The sequence below is a fragment of the Novosphingobium sp. PY1 genome (assembly GCF_017312445.1).
Lineage (GTDB): Bacteria > Pseudomonadota > Alphaproteobacteria > Sphingomonadales > Sphingomonadaceae > Novosphingobium.
In genome coordinates, this window is sequence record NZ_BLTI01000009.1 from 84,320 (window position 1) to 103,649 (window position 19,330).

Consider the following 19,330-nt stretch of genomic DNA (forward strand, 5'->3'; position numbering starts at 1 on the left):
GTTAAGTTTCGGTACCCGCCTCGCGCTTCAGGTCATACAGCACCTCCAGCGCATCGCGCGGGCTCATGGCATCCACGTCCATGTCGCGCAGCTTGTCCCGCAGGGTGTCGCACTGCTCCTCGCGGTGGTCCTGCGCTGCGGCGAAAAGCGGCAGTTCGCCAAGGCCCGCCGCCAGCCCGCCGGTCTCGGCCCGCCCCTTTTCCAGCTTCTCGAGAACCGACTTGGCACGGCTGATGACCTTGGGCGGCACCCCGGCCAGGCGCGCCACGGCAAGGCCATAGCTGCGGTCGGCAGGGCCGTCGGCCAGTTCATGGAGCAGCACGAGGTCGCCCTTCCATTCGCGCGCCCGGACATGGTGCAGCGAAAGCGCCTCGCAGGTCTCCGCCAGCCGCGCGAGTTCGTGATAGTGCGTCGCGAACAGGCAGCGGCAGCGGTTGGTTTCGTGCACCGCTTCGGCCACGGCCCAGGCCAGCGCGAGCCCGTCGTACGTGGACGTCCCGCGCCCGACCTCATCGAGGATCACGAAGCTGCGGTCGGTTGCCTGCGCGAGGATCGCGGCGGTCTCGACCATCTCGACCATGAAGGTCGAACGCCCGCGCGCGAGGTTGTCCGAGGCGCCGACACGGCTGAACAGGCGATCGACCATGCCGATCCGGGCCGCTGCGGCGGGGACGAAGCCGCCCGCCTGCGCCAGCAGGACGATCAGCGCGTTTTGCCGCAGGAACGTCGACTTACCGCCCATGTTGGGGCCGCCGATCAGCCAGAGACGGTCGTGCGTGCCCAGCCGACAGTCGTTCGCCACGAAGCGTTCGCCCTGCACCGCCAGCGCCGCCTCCACCACCGGATGGCGGCCGCCCTCGATCTCGAGGCAGGTCGCGTCGACCACTTCCGGGCGGGTCCAGCCGCCCTCCGCGGCGCGTTCGGCCTGCCCCGCCGCAACGTCGATGCGGGCAAGCGCAGCCGCCGTCTTCGCGATCTGGTGGCGAGATGCGACGGCCCCAGCGACCAGTTCCTCGAAATGCGCTTCCTCGGCGGCAAGCGCGTGGGCGCCTGCCTCGGTGATGCGGCTCGCCTCCTCGTGCAGCGCCAGCGCATTGAAGCGCATTGCCCCGGCCATTGTCTGGCGGTGCGAGAAGCCGCTGTCCGCCTCCATCAGCTTGTCGGCATGGCGCGAGGGCACTTCGATGAAGTAGCCCAGCACGTTGTTGTGCTTGATCTTGAGCGCGGCGACGCCGGTTTCGTCCCGGTACTTCGCTTCGAGCGCGGCGATCGCTCGCCGGGCATTGCCCGATGTCACGCGCAGTTCGTCGAGCGCGGCATCATACCCTTCGGCGATGTAGCCGCCCTGCCCGCGTTCGGTCGGCGGCGAGGCGACGAGCGCACGGGCGAAATGGTCGACCAGTTCCCCGTGGCCGCCAAGGTCGGGCAGCAGGCGCTCAAGCAGGCCGGGAAGCGCATCGCGCTCACCAAGCCTTGCGCCGATCTCGCGGGCGCCGGACAGACCGTCGCGCAGCTGGCCGAGGTCGCGCGGGCTGCCGCGCCCGGCGACAACCCGCCCGAGCGCGCGGCCGACATCGGGCAGCGCTCGCAAGGCGGAGCGCAGGTCTTCGCGCAGCAAGGCATCGACATGCAGCCATTCGACCAGTTCGAGCCGCTCGGCGATGGCAAGTCGGTCGGTCAGCGGAGCGGACAGGTCATCGGCAAGCTGGCGCGCGCCGGCACCGGTAACGCAGCGGTCGACGGCATCGATCAGGCTGCCCTTGCGCCCGCCTTGCGAGGACTCGAGGATCTCCAGGCTCGCCCGCGTTGCCTCGTCCATCGCCAGCGCGGCTTCGCCCGAGCGCGCCTCGGGCGGCAGCAGAAGCGGCAACGCACCGCGCCCGACATGATCCAGATAGGCGATGAGCCCGCCTGCCGCTGCCAGCATGGGCCGCGTGAAGCTGCCGAAGCCGTCGAGCGTGGCAACGCCGTGGATGACCTTGAGCCGCTCTTCCCCGCCTTCCGAGGAGAACTCATGCCCCGAGCGAGCGATAGCCTCGTCGGGCGCCAGTTCCCAACCCTCGGGCACTACCAGTTCGCTCGCGCCCAGCCGCGCCAGTGCGGCGCCGAGGCGCTCGGGCGCGCATTCTTCCAGTTCCATCCGCCCGGTGGAAATGTCGCAGGCGGCAATGCCCACCGTGCCGCGCACGTCGCAGGCTGCTGCCAGCACGTTTGCGCGGCGCGGTTCGAGCAGGGCTTCCTCGGTCAGGGTTCCGGCGGTGACGAAGCGGACGATATCGCGGGCCACCAGCGCCTTGGACCCGCCGCGCTTCTTGGCTTGGGCGGGAGTCTCGGTCTGCTCGGCGATGGCGACGCGGCAACCGGCCTTGATCAGGCGGGCAAGGTAGCTCTCGGCCGAATGGACCGGCACGCCGCACATCGGGATCGGCGCGCCCTGATGCTCACCGCGCGTGGTCAGCGCGATGTCGAGTATATGCGATGCCCTCTTGGCATCTTCGAAGAAGAGTTCGAAGAAGTCTCCCATGCGATAGAAAAGCAGGCAGTCGCCCGCTTCTTCCCGCAGGGCGAGGTACTGGGCCATCATCGGGGTTGCGCCGGAAGTCATGCGCGTCAGCGTTAGCGCCACGCTTCGGTGCTTGTGAAGCTTAGGTATCGATGCTTTCCCCTATCGCGTGACGGGAACATCCGTTAGGGGTCCGGGTGAAAGCTGGAGGTGCGCTTTGTCGGATAAAAGCAGGGTTCAATTCACCGAGCGCGAGGCGCTCTTCTATCACCAGACGATCCGCCCGGGTAAGATCGAGATCATCGCCTCGAAACCGATGGCGACACAGCGCGACCTGAGCCTCGCCTATTCTCCCGGTGTTGCCGTACCGGTGCAGGCCATCGCCGACGACCCGGCAACCGCCTACGACTATACCGCGAAGGGCAACCTGGTTGCCGTCATCTCCAACGGCACCGCGATCCTGGGCATGGGCAACCTGGGCGCACTGGCATCGAAGCCGGTGATGGAAGGCAAGGCTGTTCTTTTCAAGCGCTTCGCCGACGTCGACTCCATCGACATCGAGCTGAACAGCGAAGATCCCGAAGCGCTTATCGAAGCCATCGCGATGATGGAGCCGAGCTTCGGCGGCATCAACCTGGAAGACATCAAGGCGCCCGAGTGCTTCGTGATCGAGCAAGCGCTGCGCGAGCGCATGAACATCCCGGTCATGCACGACGACCAGCACGGCACCGCGATCATCGCCGCTGCCGGCCTGATCAACGCCTGCCACCTGACCGGTCGCAAGCTCGATGAAATCAAGGTCGTGGTGAACGGCGCCGGCGCTTCGGCGCTGGCCTGCACCTCGCTGATCAAGTCGATGGGCGTACGCCACGAGAACGTGCTTGTCTGCGATACGCGCGGCGTGATCTATCCCGGCCGCGAGCGGGTGGACCAGTTCAAGTCGGCTCATGCCGTCATGACCGATAAGCGCACGCTGGCCGAAGCCATCGTAGGCGCCGACGTGTTCCTCGGGCTCTCCGCCAAGGGCGCGGTCACGCAGGACATGATCAAGACCATGGCCGATCAGCCGATCATCTTCGCCATGGCCAACCCGGACCCGGAAATCACCCCGCCCGAAGTCAAGGCGGTGCGTCCCGACGCGATCGTCGCGACCGGGCGTTCGGACTATCCGAACCAGGTCAACAACGTGCTGGGCTTCCCGTTCATCTTCCGCGGTGCGCTCGACGTCCACGCGACGGCGATCAACGAGGAAATGAAGATCGCGGCCGCCCGCGCCATCGCCGAACTGGCCCGCGAGCAGGTGCCCGAGGAAGTCGCGGCAGCCTATGGCGAATCGCAGCAGTTCGGCCTCGAGTACATCATCCCCGCGCCGTTCGACCCGCGCCTGATGGAAGTCGTGCCCTCGGCGGTCGCGAAGGCAGCAATGGAATCGGGCGTTGCGCGCCGCCACATCGCCGATTTCGACGCCTATCGCCAGGAACTGAAGGGCCGTCTAAACCCGACCACTTCGGTCCTCAGCCAGGTCTATGCCCAGGTCAAGGCGAACCCCAAGCGCATGATCTTCGCCGAGGGCGAGAACGAGGTCGTGCTGCGCGCCGCGATCCAGTATCGCGATTTCGGCTATGGCGAACCGATCCTGGTCGGCCGCACCCAGCACGTTCTCGACAAGATGGCCGAACTCGGCGTCTCCGATCCGGAAAGCTACCAGATCGAAAACTCTATGGTCTCGCAGCATGTCGCGCCGATGGTCGAGATGCTTTACGAGCGCCTCAAGCGCCGCGGCTTCCTGCAGCGCGACGTGCAGCGCATGGTCAATACCGACCGCAACATCTTCTCGGCCTGCCTGCTCAAGCTGGGCATCGGCGATGCGATGATCACCGGCATGACCCGGCCCTTCGCCCAGTCGATGAAGGACGTGCGCCGCGTGCTCGATACAGCCGAGGACAAGCTGCCCTTCGGCATCCACATGATGGTCGGCAAGAACCAGACGCTGTTCCTGGCCGACACGACCATCAACGAGCGCCCGAACGCCGAAGAACTGGCCGTCATCGCCAAGGAAACCGCGGCGGTCGCCCGGCGCCTGGGCCACGAACCGCGCGTCGCCTTCCTCAGCTACTCGACCTTCGGCAATCCCGCGGGCCGCTGGCTCGACACGATCCGCGACGCCGTGCACATCCTCGACCAGGAACAGCCCGGCTTCGAGTACGACGGCGACATGGCGCCCGACGCCGCGCTCAATCCGAAGATCATGGCCCTCTATCCCTTCTGCCGCCTCACCGCGCCGGCGAACGTGCTGGTCATGCCGGGCCTGCAGTCGGCCAACATCTCGGCCAAGCTGCTGCGCGAGATCGGCGGGGCGACCGCAGTGGGCCCGATGCTGCTGGGCATGGAACTGCCGGTCCAGATCGTGCCGATGACCGCCATCGCTCCGGACGTGCTGACTTCGGCCGTGCTGGCGGCGGCCGGCATCGTCGGCTGACGCTGTCGGCTTCGGCCGAACGGAAAAAAGGCCCCGATGGCGATTGCCTTCGGGGCCTTTTTCGTGCGGTGCATTGCCGTGAGGTGGCCAGACTGCCTACTTGCGGCGGTAGCGGAAGTACCAGACTTCGTGACCGTAAACGTTGCGGGCCTTGGTCTCGTAGCGGGTTTCGGGCCAGCCGCCGGGGCGCTTCTGGAAATCGCCGGGCTTGTCGCAAAGCCATTCGAATTGCCCGGTATGGCGCTGCATGACCATCAGGGCATGGCGCAGGTAAACGGCATGATCGGTGCCGAAGCGGAACTCGCCGCCTGGCTTGAGCTTGGCCGCGAACATATCGACCGGGCCGTCATTCATCATCCGGCGCTTTGCGTGGCGGGCCTTGGGCCAGGGATCGGGATGCAGCAGGTAAAGGAAGGACAGCGTCCCGTCGGGAATGCGCGAGAGTACCTCCAGCGCATCGCCATGATGGATACGCACGTTCGCGATCGGCGGGTGCGCACCGTTGTCGCCGCTGACGTGCAGAAGCGCCTGGGCGACGCCGTTGAGAAACGGTTCGGCGCCGATGAAACCGTGGTTCGGCAGCATCTCGGCGCGATACGCCATATGCTCGCCGCCACCGAAGCCGATCTCGAAATGGAGCGGGCAGTCTTCCCCGAACAGGATCTGGGCGGTGACCGGCCCTTCGTCGGGAACTGCAATCTGCGGCAGCAGGTTGTCGACCAGGGCCTGTTGACCGGCGCGCAGGGGCTTGCCCTTGGCGCGGCCATAGAGGCGGTTGAGAGTCGTGGGATCGCCGGATTTGTAAGCCGTCATGGCGCGCGCCACTGGCAGGCAAGAGCGCCGCGGTCAATGGAGGCGATCATCGCGCCATTTGCACATGCGACTTCGGCAGTATCCAAAAAGGCCATTGCAACGCGGCGCAATGCGCTGTTCTAGGTCGAAAACCGCGAAGGACTGCCGCCAGCCATGTTGCGCACGATATTCCTGCTGATCGCCTGCCAGCTTCTTGGCGAGATCGTCCACCGCCTGACCGGACTCGCCCTGCCCGGCTCGGTAATGGGCATGATCCTGCTCTTCGCATGGCTCGCCCTCGTCCCGCGCGAGCGTCCGACGCTGACGGTGGTGACGGGCTGGCTCACCGCGCACCTTGCCGTCATGTTCGTTCCCGCCGCGGTCGGGCTGATCGACGAAGGCGATGTGCTGAAGGCGGACGGGGTCGGCCTTGTCGTGGCGACGGCTATCTCGACTTTCCTGACCATGGCGGTCACGGCGCTTGTTTTTCGCTGGGCCCTGCGCCGTTTCGGACCGGTCGACACCGAAGCGGACACCGCCGCATGACCGACTTGATGACGACGTCGCTGTTCTGGCTCGCCGTGACGCTCGGCGTGTTCGAAGTGGCAGACACGGTCTCGAAGCGGTCCGACCGGCACCCGCTGCTGCATCCGGTGCTGTGGTCGACACCGGTGCTGATCGGACTGCTGACGTGGACCGGGACACCATACGAGACCTACCAGCAGGCGACTTTCCCGATCAGCTTCCTGCTCGGTCCCGCGGTCGTCGGCCTCGCAGTTCCGATTTGGACGCAGCGCGCGCGCATCCGCCGGCTGGCCGTGCCGATCGCCCTTGCCCTCGGCGCGGGCGCGATCACTTCCATCGTCAGCGCCGTGGGGGTCCTCTCCCTTTTCGGCGCGCCGAACGAGATCCTGGCCTCGATCGCCCCGCGCGCGACGACCACGCCGGTTGCGATGGCGATAGCCGGGCAACTGGGCGGCGTTCCGGCGCTGGCCGCCGTGATCGTGCTGTTCGCGGGCGTGATCGGCGCGATGTTCGCCACGCCGCTGCTCAACCTGCTCAATGTCCGCGATTATCGCGCGCGCGGATTTGCCGTCGGCGTTGCAGCCCATGGCATCGGCGCGGCGCGGGCCTTCCAGGTCGATTCGACCGCAGGCGCGATGGCCAGCCTCGGCATGGCCCTGAACGCGGCAACGACGGCGGCGCTGCTCTCGATCCTCGCGCTGCTGGTCTGAGCGGAGTCGCCCCGAGTCAGCCGCGGCGCAGGGCCGCAGCCCGCCGGGCAGCGACACGCGACTTGCGCTTCTTCCACCAGACATAGACCCCGGTCACGCACAGCCCGGCTGTCGCCAGTCCGGAAAGGAAGATCAGCAGGATCGTGACATTGCCGCCCACCCGGCCGCTGTGCAGCGGGTAGAGCAGGCGATAGCCCGCGAGCGAACGGTTGCCGTGATAGGGGTCGTAAGTCTCGACCACGGCATGGCTGGCGCGGTCGAAGTAATAGTAGATCGGGCCGAGGCGATGGTAATTGACGGTGCCGTCGTCGGTCATCGTCACGCCGATCGTGCCCTCGTCCGGATTTGCGAGGACACTGGCGGGCTGCCAGTCGATCCCTTCGCGCACCGCATGGGCGCGCGCGGCAGCAACGGCCCCGGCAAAGTCGAGCGGCGCGTCCTTCGCCTCACCTGCGGGGGCGACATGATCGTCGTCGCCGAAAGCAACCTCGATCATCGGCGCATAGGCTTCTTCGAAGAAATTGAGCGCGACCGAGGTCAGCGCGAGAGCGGTCAACGGGACGAAGAGCCAGAGCGCGCTGGCCTTGTGCCAATCGAGCATGAACTTGGCGAACATCGAACGGAAGCTGACTTTCCAGCTACGCTTCCAGCCCTTCCAGAACGGGCGCTTGAGCGGGAAAGTCAGGTAGAAGCCGATGCCGTGCCCGATCAGCCAGAGTACCGCAACCGTTCCCATTATCCAGCGCCCCCAGGTGCCGGCCAGGAGATGGGCGTGCAGTTCCAGGACCAGTTCCATCGCCCCGCGCTTGTTCCAAGCGGCTTTCGAGAACCGGGTCCCAGCGGGCTCTGCGCTGAAGCGATCTAGGAAGACCTGATCCACCGGCGGTCCGGAGAGGCCCGCGGCGCGATCGACATCGACCACGATCCGCCGCGTCTCCGCTACTGCGAGGGGAAAGCCGCGCACGACCCATTCCGGGTGGCGGGCTGCGAAGCGATCGACCAGTGGTGCCACGTCCGGCGCGGGCTTCCCCGCGGCGGCGGCGAGCGGCTGCGCGAAAAGGTCTGCGTTGATCCAGGCGTCGATGGGCCGCATGAAGCTGAGCACGCAGCCGGTCACCGCAGCAAGCAGCAGGAGCGGAATGGCCACAAGGCCAAGGTAGCGATGCAGCGTGATCCAGGGCGAACGCGGAACGGGTTTCAAGACGATCGGCTCTCGACTGCGGCGGGTTGCGATGGTCCCTTCATTGCCCACAATCTTACAACGCCAAAGGTCCAATTCGCACGCCCGGACCGGGCCATCCTTACCCGGCGCATACGAAAACGGCCCACCCCGGGGGGCAGGCCGCTCGATTCATGATGAAGCGAAACGCTGGGATCAGGCCGCTTCGGCCTGCTCGTCCGGGTCGCGCAGCACGTAGCCGCGGCCCCAGACCGTCTCGATGTAATTGGCACCGCCGCAGGCGTGGCTGAGCTTCTTGCGCAGCTTGCAGATGAAGACGTCGATGATCTTCAGCTCGGGCTCGTCCATGCCGCCATAAAGGTGGTTGAGGAACATTTCCTTGGTCAGCGTCGTGCCCTTGCGCAGCGAAAGCAGCTCGAGCATCGCGTATTCCTTGCCGGTCAGGTGCACGCGGGCGCCATCGACCTCGACCGTCTTGGCGTCGAGATTGACGATCAGCTTGCCGGTACGGATGACCGACTGCGAATGGCCCTTAGAGCGACGCACGACCGCGTGGATGCGGGCGATCAGCTCTTCGCGGTGGAACGGCTTGGTCACATAGTCGTCCGCGCCGAAGCCGAACGAGCGGACCTTGGAGTCCATCTCGGAAATGCCGGAAAGGATCAGGACCGGCGTCTGCACCTTGGCGACGCGCAGCTTCTTGAGGACGTCGTAGCCGTGCATGTCAGGCAGGTTCAGGTCCAGAAGAATGATGTCGTAATCGTAGAGCTTGCCCAGATCGAGGCCTTCTTCGCCGAGATCCGTCGAGTAAACATTGAAACCTTCCGCCGACAGCATGAGCTCGATGGCCCGGGCCGTGGTCGGTTCGTCCTCGATCAACAGCACTCGCATGAGGTAACCCCCTTTTTCCCCATAGTCCGCTTACGCTAACCCTGCATAAACGGACATTGCCGTGAATTAACCATATGAGCAATGAAGGTTAAAGGTAAATTTGCCGTTAATGCAAAATCGGGATTCCTTCTGAAATCACGCGATTTGTCGCAAACGCTCCCCATTACCCCCTTTGGAATTCCTCAAAAGGGTTAGGAACCGCTCAGGCCGGTTGCATCCTGCGCGGGACCTTGCGGCGCGATTCGCCCTGCCCGGCCTTCGCCGGATGGCCAATGCGCCTGAGGTAACTCCAGAAACCGCATTGCAGCCCGACCAGCATGAGGATGAAGGGCTGGAAGGCGATGCCCACGAACAGCGATCCAATCATGTAGACCACATGCGCGAGCTGCAAAGCGTTGGCGAGCGGCGCCACCCAGGCCTCGTCCGGCCCGGTACGTCCTTTCCAGCGCCGCCGGATCATTTCCATCTGGAGAATGCCCAGGCCCTGGATCAGCAGCCACAGGAACAGACCCGGGAAGCCCTGCTCGCCCAGCATCTCGAAATAGCTGGAATGGAAGGCGCGGCCCTTCTCGACCACCTTCTGCCGCTCGACCACGACATTGCTGCCGTCCGATTCGCGGGCGACGGTGTCGTATTCGACCTCGCTCGACAGGTAGACCTCGAAGCCGCCGCCCAAGGGATGCTCCCTGGCATAGCCCCAGGTCCACTTCCACACGCCGAGGCGAGTGCTGGCAGACTGGTCGGACTGGTGGTTCTCGATCGTGCTCATGCGCGCGAGGAAGGATTGCGGCAGGAACGGCACGGCGGCGAACAGCGCGAAGGCCATGCCTCCTGCGATCAGCACCCGGTGCTTCGCAGTGCGCAAGGAGAGCGCGCAGAGCACGCCAAGGCACATCAGGCCGGTGCGCGCCTGGGTGCCGACCGGGATCAGCGCGCAGGCGAAGATAAGGGCGCAAGCGAAGGTCCAGACCCGCCAGTCTGAAGGGAAGATCGTGCCGTGGCGGGCCAGCCAGATGATCACGGGGATGATCGAGATCGCCACGCAGGACAGGATCGAGCCTTCGAACAGGCCCGAATTGTTGTCCACGAAGATCCGCAGCGTGCCGTAACCGCCGCCGCCCATCACCGTCTTGATGCCGCCGTCGATGATCAGGGCACTGGCCGCCAGGACCATGACCAGTGCGACCGCCTCGATCCGCAAGCGGGTGCGCAAGGTAAGCGGCAGGAAGATCGAAAAGACCAGCGCCTTCCACACCCAGGCCCATTTCTCCAGCGCTTCTGCCGGATAGTCGGCAGTCAGCGTTGTCATCGCACAGTATGCCAGCAGCATGGCCAGCAGCGCCTGGCGGAAGGTGAAGCGCGAATCGCGCTTGTCGTCGAGCAGCAACCATCCGCCGAAAGCCGCAGCGAAGGTAATCAGCGAGACCGGGACGCTTGAGAGGATGCCCCAGGAAATGACCTGCGGCGAAACGATGTCGACGTAGAGATAGCAAAGCACCCACAGGAACGGACGCTTGAAGCCCATGACCAGGAAGCAGGCGAGGAATGCCGTCAGGCCAAGGTCAAGCATCCGGCTGTGCGCCTTCGCCCTGCGTCGGCACACGCATCTTGCGCCTTTGCGCGGGCCGGGCCTTGCGCCCGCCCCCTGCATCCTCGCGCCCCTCTTCGTCGAGATCGACGCGTGCCAGCAGGCGCAGCGCGGCAAGCGCGAGCAGTCCGTGAGACAGGGCAAGGGCGAAGATATCGACCATGCCATGGGCGATACCAGCCGCGGGTTGACGGCGCGTTAAGCCTTACAAGCTAGGGATTTGCAGGTCATGACACGCATCCTCCACGTCCTCGACCATTCGCTGCCCATGCAAAGCGGCTACACCTTCCGCACTCGGGCGATCCTCAAGGCGCAGGCCGCGATGGGCTACGAAGTGCGCGGCGTGACCGGACTGCGGCACACGGCCGAAGGGCCCATCGCCGAAGAAGCCGACGGCCTGCTCTTCCATCGAACGGCCGGTGCGGCAAGCGGCCCTGTCGGACTGCGCGAATGGCGCGAGATTGCGCTCTTCGCGAAAGGCATCGAAAAGGTCGTGCGCGAATGGCGGCCCGACGTCATCCATGCCCATTCCCCGGCGCTGTGCGGCCAGGCAGCCCTGCGCGTCGCCCGCCGCCACGGCATTCCGCTGGTATACGAAATTCGCGCGTTCTGGGAAGACGCCGCGGTCGGCAACGGCACCGGCAGCGAAGGCTCGCTCAAGTACCGGCTGACCCGCAAGCTGGAGAGCCACGTCGTCTCGCGCGCCGATGCCGTGGTGACGATCTGCGAAGGCCTCAAGGCCGATCTTGTCGGGCGCGGCACCGCGCCGGAGCGAATCACCGTCATGCCCAATGGCGTCGATCTCACCCTCTTCGGCGAGCCCGCAAGCCGCGACCCCGAACTGGCCCGCAGCCTGGGCTTCGAGGTCGGCGGCGCGCCCTGCCCGGTGATCGGGTTCATCGGCAGCTTCTACGACTACGAGGGCATCGACGTGCTGATCGAGGCCATGGCCCATCTCGCCCAGCGGCGAAGCGACGCGCGCCTGCTGCTGGTCGGCGGCGGCCCCTGCGAGGCAGCCTTGCGCGCGCAGGCCGCAGCATCGCCCGCCGCAGAGGCGATTCGCTTCGTCGGCCGGGTCCCGCACCACGAGGTCGAACGCTATTACGCTCTTGCCGACATCATGGCTTACCCGCGCAAGCGCAGTCGGCTGACCGATCTCGTCACCCCGCTCAAGCCGCTCGAAGCGATGGCGCAGGGCAAGCTGGTCGCCGCCAGCGATGTCGGCGGGCACCGCGAACTGGTCACGCATGGCCGCACGGGAACCCTGTTCACGCCGGACGATCCATTGGCCTGTGCGAACGCGCTTGCCGGGCTGCTGGAGGATCGCGCGCACTGGCCTGCCTACCGTAAGGCCGGCCGCGACCATGTCGAATCCCGGCACGATTGGGCCGTGAACGCGGCTCGTTATCAAGACGTTTACCAAATGCTGGCACTCCTGAAGCCTGAAAACAGGGGCACTGTCGCTGCATGACACTGCCTCGCGCAATTTGAGAACGGGATGGAAAACGTGGCCCAAGACACACGCAGGAAAGCCGGAGGAAAGCAGCCAATCAGCCGCCACCCGCTGTTTCCGGCCATCGTGGCCCTCTGGTTCGGCGCCCTCTTCGGTCTGGCCGGCATCGCCATCAAGCCGGCCATTGTCGAACAACTGGTCACGGTCACGCACATCGATTCGCTGGTCCCCATGGCGGCCCCGCCGCTCGGCGCAACCGCGCGCATCCTGATCGCGCTGGCCATGACCGGGCTTGGCGGAATCGTCGGCGCCATGGTCGCCCGCCGTATCGCCCGTCCTGCTGCAGGCGCAGTCACTTCGCGCCGCCGCATGAATCCGGCGGCAGCTGAGCTCGCCACTCCTGCTTTTGTCGCCAACGAGATGCCTGCGCAGGCTGAAGCTGCACCCGCACCGGTCGAGGCCGGGGAAGTGCGCGATACGGCCCATGCGGATATCGCCGAAGCCGCCGACCTCGAGCTGGAAGAATTCCAGGACGAGGTCGAAGCCGGAACTCAGGCCGCTTCCTTCGCGCCGACCGCATTCGAATCGGATGAAACCGAGGTCGAAGACGCCGAACTCGTAGGTTCCGAGGAGGTCGACGCGTTCGACGTCGAAGCCCATGAGGCCGACGCCCTTGAGGCCGAAGCAGCAGATATCGAGACCGCCGAATTCGAAGTCATCGAGGACGAAGAAGCGCCGTTCGCGGCCAAGGCCTCCGTCAGCAACCACCTGTTCGAGAGCTATTCGCGCGATCTTTCCGGCAGGCCGGCTGCACCGGTCGAACAGCAAGTGCGCCGCGAAGACCGCGCGATCCTCTCGATCGCCGATCTCGATGCCGAACCGGGCATCGACGCGGATCAGGCACCCGGCGCCCAGGCTCCGTTTTATCAGGCGCCCTACGACCGCTCGACGCCTTTTGCAGTGCTGACCAAGGCGATCATCGATTCCCTCGAAAAGCAGCCCGAAGCGCACGAAGAAGACGAGCGGGTCGAAGTGTCCGAGGCTCCGGCCGACCGCGCGCCGTCCCCGGGCGGACACAGCGCAGCGGACCGCATCGCCTCCGCCGATCTCGATTCGCTTTCGCACGTCGAACTGCTGGAACGCCTGGCCCTTGCCATGGCCAAGCGCCGCGAGGAGATCGCAGCGCAAAACGCGGCCGACCTCGTCGAAGCGCGAGAGACTTTTGCACCTGCCGCAACGCAAGCGGCTACCGTAACCCCGCTGGCCTTCAAGCCGCTCCAGTTCGAGCGCCCGCAAATCCAGCCGGCTCCGGTCGAGACCGTCACGTTCAGCGAGGCCCTGCCCGCCGAGCATGAAGAACCCGAAGCCGCACCGTTCGAACTGGCAGACGACTGCGTCGTCGAGGCCGGGATCGAGACGGCAGGATCCGAAGCGAGCGAATCCGAAGACGTCGATTTCGACGAAGCTGAATTCGACGTCGCTGCAGAGGCGAGCGAGGAAACTGCCGATCTCGTCGACTGGGAGCAGGTCGATCACACAGGCTTCGAAGTCCCGGAAGCCGAGATCGAAACATCCCTTGCCGAGCTGGCGCAACCCCTCGAGGACGCCGAACCGGCCGCTGAACTCGAGGAAGAACTCGAAGCTCTCGCCCGGACCTGGGACGAAGAGCCTGTTGCAGCGCAGCAGGTCCCGGCAGCACTCCGCCCCGTGGGCATGGACTCCTTCGACGAGGACGAGGCCCTTCCCGGATACATTCCGCCGCGCCACATCGGCGAACTGCTCAAGACCAAGCCCGCCGCGCCTTCCGCGCCGGTCATGCACTACGACGATGAGGCCGACGGCGAGTTCGCCGAGGATCATACGGAAGCACAATACGCGGACTACGCCGAGGCCGAGGATGAGCCGGAGGACGAGGAAGAAGCGATCGAGGAGGGCTATTCGTCGCTTCTCAACATCTCTCGCGCAGCACCGCGCCAGCCTTTCGTGCGCATCGACGAGCCGGAAACCGACGACGGCATCCAGCCGATGGTCGTCTTCCCCGGTGACGAACCCGCACAGGCGGCACGGCGCTTCGATGGCACGCAGGCTCCCGAGGCAGAGGAGCAGCCGCCCATGCCCAGCGAGTTCCAGGCCCGTCGCCCGTTCGACGCCCCCGGACGGCAGGACACGGACCAGACCGAACGCGCCCTGCGCGAGGCCCTGGCCACCCTGCAGCGCATGAGCGGCGCCGCCTGACCGGGCGCAGACACTCTATCGCCAGCGCGATCTGACGGGAATCGGGCCCTGCAGACCCGCGCTGCAACGGCGAATCACTGAATCTCCGAGCCCCGTTCCGGTCCTGCCGGAGCGGGGTTTCGATAATAAAATGCCCCTTTTTCCAGCATAGTCGGCACCATTACTGCGCCGAAATGTGCCTTCGCGGTTGCAAAACCGGCGTTCAATCGTCATGGGGATCGTGGGGTCACTATGCCGCGTGCTGGATAGTGCGCGATTCGCGTGCGCTGGTCGTGCGCGGCTGTGCAGGCCCCGGCAAAATGACAGGATGGATTAATATCGATGGGATTTCCTAAGCCCCAGGGCCTTTACGATGCGCGCAACGAACACGACTCCTGCGGTGTGGGCTTCGTCGCCCATATTAAAGGACAGAAAAGCCACGCAATCATTACCCAGGCGCTTGAAATCCTGAAAAACATCGACCACCGCGGCGCGGTGGGCGCGGATCCGCTCCTGGGCGACGGCGCGGGCATTCTGACCCAGCTGCCCGACCAGATGTTCCGCAAGTGGGCCACGGGTGCGGGCGTCGAACTGCCCGAAGCCGGCGACTATGCCGTTGCCATGTGCTTCCTCCCGCAGGACGAGGCCTCGCGCGATTTCGTCGTCTCCACCTTCGAGAAGTTCATCAAGAAGGAAGGCCAGACCCTCATCGGCTGGCGCGACGTTCCGGTCGCTCTGGACGGCCTCGGCAAGACGGTCATCGAATCGATGCCGGTGATCCGCCAGTGCTTTGTCGGCCGCGGCGAGAACTGCGCCGACCAGGACGCCTTCGAACGCAAGCTCCTCGCGATCCGCAAGCAGACCCAGAACCCGCTCGCGGCCCTCGCCGAAAAGCATGACCTGCCCGGCCTGACCGAGCTCTACATGCCGAGCTTCTCGAGCCGCACGATCGTCTACAAGGGCCTGCTGCTCGCCACCCAGGTCGGCTCATTCTACGACGACCTGCGCGATCCGGACTTCGTCTCCGCGCTCGGCCTCGTGCACCAACGCTTCTCGACCAACACCTTCCCGAGCTGGAAGCTGGCACACCCGTTCCGCTTCATGGCGCACAACGGCGAGATCAACACGGTTCGCGGCAACGTGAACTGGATGAACGCGCGCCGCCGCACCATGGAATCCGAGCTGCTCGGCGCCGACCTCGACAAGATGTGGCCGCTGATCCCGCACGGCCAGTCGGACACCGCCTGCCTCGACAACGCCTTCGAACTGCTGCTCGCCGGCGGTTACTCGCTCAGCCACGCGATGATGATGCTCATCCCCGAGGCATGGGCCGGCAACCCGCTGATGGACGGCGAACGCCGCGCGTTCTACGAATATCACGCCGCGCTGATGGAGCCCTGGGACGGCCCCGCCGCCGTCGCTTTCACCGATGGCCGCCAGATCGGCGCCACGCTCGACCGTAACGGCCTGCGCCCGGCGCGCTTCCTGGTCACCGACGACGACCTGTGCGTCATGGCCTCGGAAAGCGGCGTTCTTCCGATCAAGGAAGACAACATCGTGCGCAAGTGGCGTCTCCAGCCCGGCAAGATGCTCCTCATCGACTTCGAAGAGGGCCGCATCATCGAGGACGAGGAGATCAAGACCCAGCTGGCCAACGAAGAGCCTTACCAGAAGTGGCTCGACCAGGCGCAGTACATGCTCAAGGACCTCGACGTGATCGAGGAAGAGCTGGACCCGCTGCCGGCCCCGAACACCACGCTGCTCGATCGCCAGCAGTCCTTCGGCTACACCCAGGAAGACACCAGCCGCTTCCTCGAGCCGATGGCCATCAATGCCGACGATCCGATCGGTTCGATGGGCACCGACACGCCGATTCCGGTGCTGTCGAACAAGTCGCGCCTGCTCTACGACTACTTCAAGCAGAACTTCGCGCAGGTCACCAACCCGCCGATCGACCCGATCCGCGAGGAACTGGTGATGAGCCTGGTCTCCATGATCGGCCCGCGCCCGAACCTGCTTGGTCATGACGCCGGCACGCACAAGCGCCTGGAAGTCAGCCAGCCGATCCTCACCGACGTGGACATCGCCAAGATCCGCTCGGTCGAGGCCGCGCTGGACGGCGCCTTCCGCACCGCCACCATCGACATGACCTGGGATGCCGAAACCGGCGCCGAAGGTCTCGAAATGGCGATCAAGGAAATGTGCTGGGCCGCCACCGAAGCCGTGCTGGCGGACAAGAACATCCTGATCCTGTCCGACCGCGCCCAGGGCCCCGATCGCATTCCAATGCCGGCCCTGCTGGCGACGGCTGCCGTGCACCATCACCTCGTCCGCCAGGGCCTGCGCATGCAGACCGGCCTGGTCGTCGAGACCGGTGAAGCGCGCGAAGTGCACCACTTCTGCGTCCTCGCCGGCTACGGTGCCGAGGCGATCAACCCCTACGTCGCGTTCGAGACGATCGAGGACATCCGCGTTCGCAAGAACCTGCCGGTTTCCGCCGAGGACGCACGCAAGAACTACATCAAGGCCATCGGCAAGGGCATCCGCAAGGTCATGTCCAAGATGGGCATTTCGACCTACCAGTCGTACTGCGGCGCGCAGATCTTCGACGCCGTCGGCCTGTCGACCGAATTCGTCGAGAAGTACTTCACCGGCACTGCCACCACCATCGAGGGCGCGGGCCTGCTCGAAATCGCGGAAGAGGCGGTGCGCCGTCACGCCGCGGCCTTCGGCGAAAACCCGATCTACGCCAACATGCTCGACGTGGGCGGCATCTACGGTTCGCGCATCCGCGGCGAGGAACACGCCTGGACCTCGACCAACATCGGCTCGCTCCAGCATGCCGTGCGCGGCAACGTGCCCGAAAAGTACAAGGAATTCGCGCAGAGCATCAACGACCAGTCGACCCGGATGCTCACCATCCGCGGCCTGATGGAGTTTGTGCCCGCCGAAACCCCGATCTCGATCGACGAGGTCGAACCGGCCAGCGAGATCGTCAAGCGTTTCGCCACCGGCGCGATGAGCTACGGCTCGATCTCGTGGGAGGCGCACACCACACTGGCGCTCGCCATGAACCGCATCGGCGCCAAGTCGAACACCGGTGAAGGCGGCGAAGATCCCAAGCGCTTCAAGCCCCTGCCCAACGGCGACACCATGCGTTCGTCGATCAAGCAGGTCGCATCGGGCCGCTTCGGCGTCACCACCGAGTATCTCGTCAACGCCGACGACATCCAGATCAAGATGGCCCAGGGCGCCAAGCCCGGCGAGGGTGGCCAGCTGCCCGGCCACAAGGTCGACAAGGTCATCGGCAAGACCCGTCACTCGACCCCGGGCGTCGGCCTCATCTCGCCGCCGCCGCACCACGACATCTACTCGATCGAGGACCTCGCGCAGCTCATTCACGATCTCAAGAACGTGAACCCGACCTCGCGCGTTTCGGTCAAGCTGGTGTCCGAAGTGGGCGTCGGCACGGTCGCCGCGGGCGTGTCCAAGGCGCGCGCGGACCACGTGACGATCTCGGGCTACGAGGGCGGCACCGGCGCTTCGCCGCTGACGTCTCTCACCCATGCGGGTTCGCCTTGGGAAATCGGCCTTGCCGAAACCCAGCAGACCCTGCTGCTCAACAACCTGCGCAGCCGCATTGCGGTGCAGGCCGACGGCGGCCTGCGCACCGGCCGTGACGTTGCCGTCGCCGCCCTGCTCGGCGCCGACGAGTTCGGCTTCGCCACCGCACCGCTGATCGCGGCCGGCTGCATCATGATGCGCAAGTGCCACCTCAACACCTGCCCGGTCGGCGTCGCCACCCAGGACCCCGTCCTGCGCGCCCGCTTCACCGGTCAGCCCGAGCATGTGGTCAACTACTTCTTCTTCGTCGCCGAAGAGCTGCGCGCGATCATGGCCGAACTGGGCTTCCGCACGGTTGCCGAGATGGTCGGCCGCGTCGACAGGCTCAACATGAAGAAGGCGATCTCGCACTGGAAGGCCAAGGGCGTCGACCTCAGCCGCATCCTCTACCAGGCCCCGCTGGGCGACAGCCCCTCGCTCAACTGGAGCGAAACGCAGGACCACGGTCTCGAAAACGCGCTGGACAACGCCCTCATCGAAGCGTCGGCCGATGCGCTCGAGAAGCGCGAAGCCGTGCGCATCGAAAAGCCGATCATCAACGTCAACCGCACGGTCGGCGCGATGCTCTCGGGCGAAGTGGCCAAGCGCTACGGCCATGAAGGCCTGCCCGACAACACGATCAACGTGAAGCTCACCGGCGTTGCCGGCCAGAGCTTCGGCGCCTGGCTTGCCCACGGCGTCACGCTCGACCTGACCGGCGATGCCAACGACTACGTCGGCAAGGGCCTGTCGGGCGGCCGCGTGATCGTGCGCCAGCCCACCCACGTCGATCGCGACCCGCTGAACAACATCATCGTCGGCAACACCGTGCTTTACGGCGCGATCTCCGGCGAGGCGTTCTTCAATGGCGTGGGCGGCGAGCGCTTCGCGGTCCGCAACTCGGGCGCGATCGCGGTCGTCGAAGGCTGCGGCGACCATGGCTGCGAGTACATGACCGGCGGCGTCGTGATGGTCCTCGGCAAGACCGGCCGCAACTTCGCGGCAGGCATGTCGGGTGGCATCGCCTACGTCTTCGACGAGGACGGCATGTTCGACAAGCTGTGCAACACGGCCATGGTCGACCTGGAGAAGATCTCTCCGGAAGCCGACGAGGAAGAAGGCACCGGCCGTCCGCAGCAGCGCACCAACGGCGTCAACGATCTCGGCATGGGCGACATGCTGCGCCACGATGCCGAACGCATCCGTGTCCTGCTTGAACGTCACCACCTGCACACCGGCTCGAAGCGGGCCCGTGCGCTGCTCGACGACTGGGCCAACACGCTTGGCAAGTTCGTCAAGGTGATGCCGCGCGACTATGCACGCGCGCTCAAGCAACTCGAGGCCGAGCGGCAGGAAGCCGCTTCGGTTGCCGCGGAATAATTCACGAGGATA

The 19,330-nt window shown here is 65.6% G+C and carries 12 protein-coding genes; 6 read left to right on the top strand and 6 right to left on the bottom strand.

Annotated features, from left to right (window positions below; all coding sequences use genetic code 11):
* Position 1: 1 nt before the first annotated feature.
* The gene (mutS, locus tag J3474_RS16095) at positions 2–2,605 is read right to left on the bottom strand and encodes a DNA mismatch repair protein MutS (protein WP_207094861.1); all 2,604 of its coding nucleotides are present in this window, start codon (positions 2,603–2,605) and stop codon (positions 2–4) included.
* A gap of 115 nt (positions 2,606–2,720) precedes the next feature.
* Here mutS and J3474_RS16100 point away from each other — a divergent pair, with 115 nt between their 5' ends.
* Positions 2,721–4,982 (top strand): NADP-dependent malic enzyme, encoded by a 2,262-nt coding sequence (locus J3474_RS16100; RefSeq protein WP_041558643.1) that lies wholly within the window; start codon positions 2,721–2,723, stop codon positions 4,980–4,982.
* A 96-nt stretch (positions 4,983–5,078) separates the two neighbouring features.
* Here J3474_RS16100 and J3474_RS16105 read toward each other — a convergent pair whose 3' ends face one another.
* Positions 5,079–5,795 carry a tRNA (guanosine(46)-N(7))-methyltransferase TrmB gene (locus tag J3474_RS16105; protein WP_207094862.1) on the bottom strand — a complete coding sequence of 239 codons (717 nt, stop codon included), beginning with the start codon at positions 5,793–5,795 and terminating at the stop codon, positions 5,079–5,081.
* 153 nt (positions 5,796–5,948) lie between these two features.
* Here J3474_RS16105 and J3474_RS16110 point away from each other — a divergent pair, with 153 nt between their 5' ends.
* Positions 5,949–6,320, top strand: coding sequence for a CidA/LrgA family protein (locus J3474_RS16110; protein WP_207094863.1), 372 nt, complete (start codon positions 5,949–5,951; stop codon positions 6,318–6,320).
* The gene (locus J3474_RS16115) at positions 6,317–7,009 is read left to right on the top strand and encodes an LrgB family protein (protein WP_013831552.1); all 693 of its coding nucleotides are present in this window, start codon (positions 6,317–6,319) and stop codon (positions 7,007–7,009) included. The genes J3474_RS16110 and J3474_RS16115 overlap by 4 nt, the downstream gene beginning before the upstream one ends.
* 16 nt (positions 7,010–7,025) lie before the next feature.
* Here J3474_RS16115 and J3474_RS16120 read toward each other — a convergent pair whose 3' ends face one another.
* The 4 genes from J3474_RS16120 to J3474_RS16135 form a co-directional block, all read right to left on the bottom strand.
* A complete protein-coding gene (locus J3474_RS16120) occupies positions 7,026–8,210 on the bottom strand; it encodes a PepSY domain-containing protein (RefSeq protein WP_242528439.1) in 1,185 nt (394 codons plus the stop codon).
* 174 nt (positions 8,211–8,384) lie between these two features.
* Positions 8,385–9,080 carry a response regulator transcription factor CtrA gene (gene ctrA / locus J3474_RS16125; RefSeq protein ID WP_038576013.1) on the bottom strand — a complete coding sequence of 232 codons (696 nt, stop codon included), beginning with the start codon at positions 9,078–9,080 and terminating at the stop codon, positions 8,385–8,387.
* A gap of 202 nt (positions 9,081–9,282) precedes the next feature.
* Complete coding sequence (locus J3474_RS16130; RefSeq protein ID WP_207094865.1) at positions 9,283–10,650, bottom strand: putative O-glycosylation ligase, exosortase A system-associated; 1,368 nt, start codon at positions 10,648–10,650, stop codon at positions 9,283–9,285.
* A complete protein-coding gene (locus J3474_RS16135; protein ID WP_207094866.1) occupies positions 10,643–10,831 on the bottom strand; it encodes a hypothetical protein in 189 nt (62 codons plus the stop codon). The genes J3474_RS16130 and J3474_RS16135 overlap by 8 nt, the downstream gene beginning before the upstream one ends.
* Positions 10,832–10,897: 66 nt before the next feature.
* Here J3474_RS16135 and J3474_RS16140 point away from each other — a divergent pair, with 66 nt between their 5' ends.
* The 3 genes from J3474_RS16140 to gltB all read left to right on the top strand — a co-directional run bounded on the left by J3474_RS16140 (position 10,898) and on the right by gltB (position 19,318).
* The gene (locus J3474_RS16140; RefSeq protein ID WP_207094867.1) at positions 10,898–12,139 is read left to right on the top strand and encodes a TIGR04063 family PEP-CTERM/XrtA system glycosyltransferase; all 1,242 of its coding nucleotides are present in this window, start codon (positions 10,898–10,900) and stop codon (positions 12,137–12,139) included.
* A gap of 27 nt (positions 12,140–12,166) precedes the next feature.
* Positions 12,167–14,356 carry a hypothetical protein gene (locus J3474_RS16145; RefSeq protein ID WP_207094868.1) on the top strand — a complete coding sequence of 730 codons (2,190 nt, stop codon included), beginning with the start codon at positions 12,167–12,169 and terminating at the stop codon, positions 14,354–14,356.
* 321 nt (positions 14,357–14,677) lie between these two features.
* Entirely contained in the window at positions 14,678–19,318 is a 4,641-nt protein-coding gene (gene gltB / locus J3474_RS16150; protein WP_207094869.1) for a glutamate synthase large subunit, read from the top strand.
* The last annotated feature ends 12 nt before the right edge of the window (positions 19,319–19,330 follow it).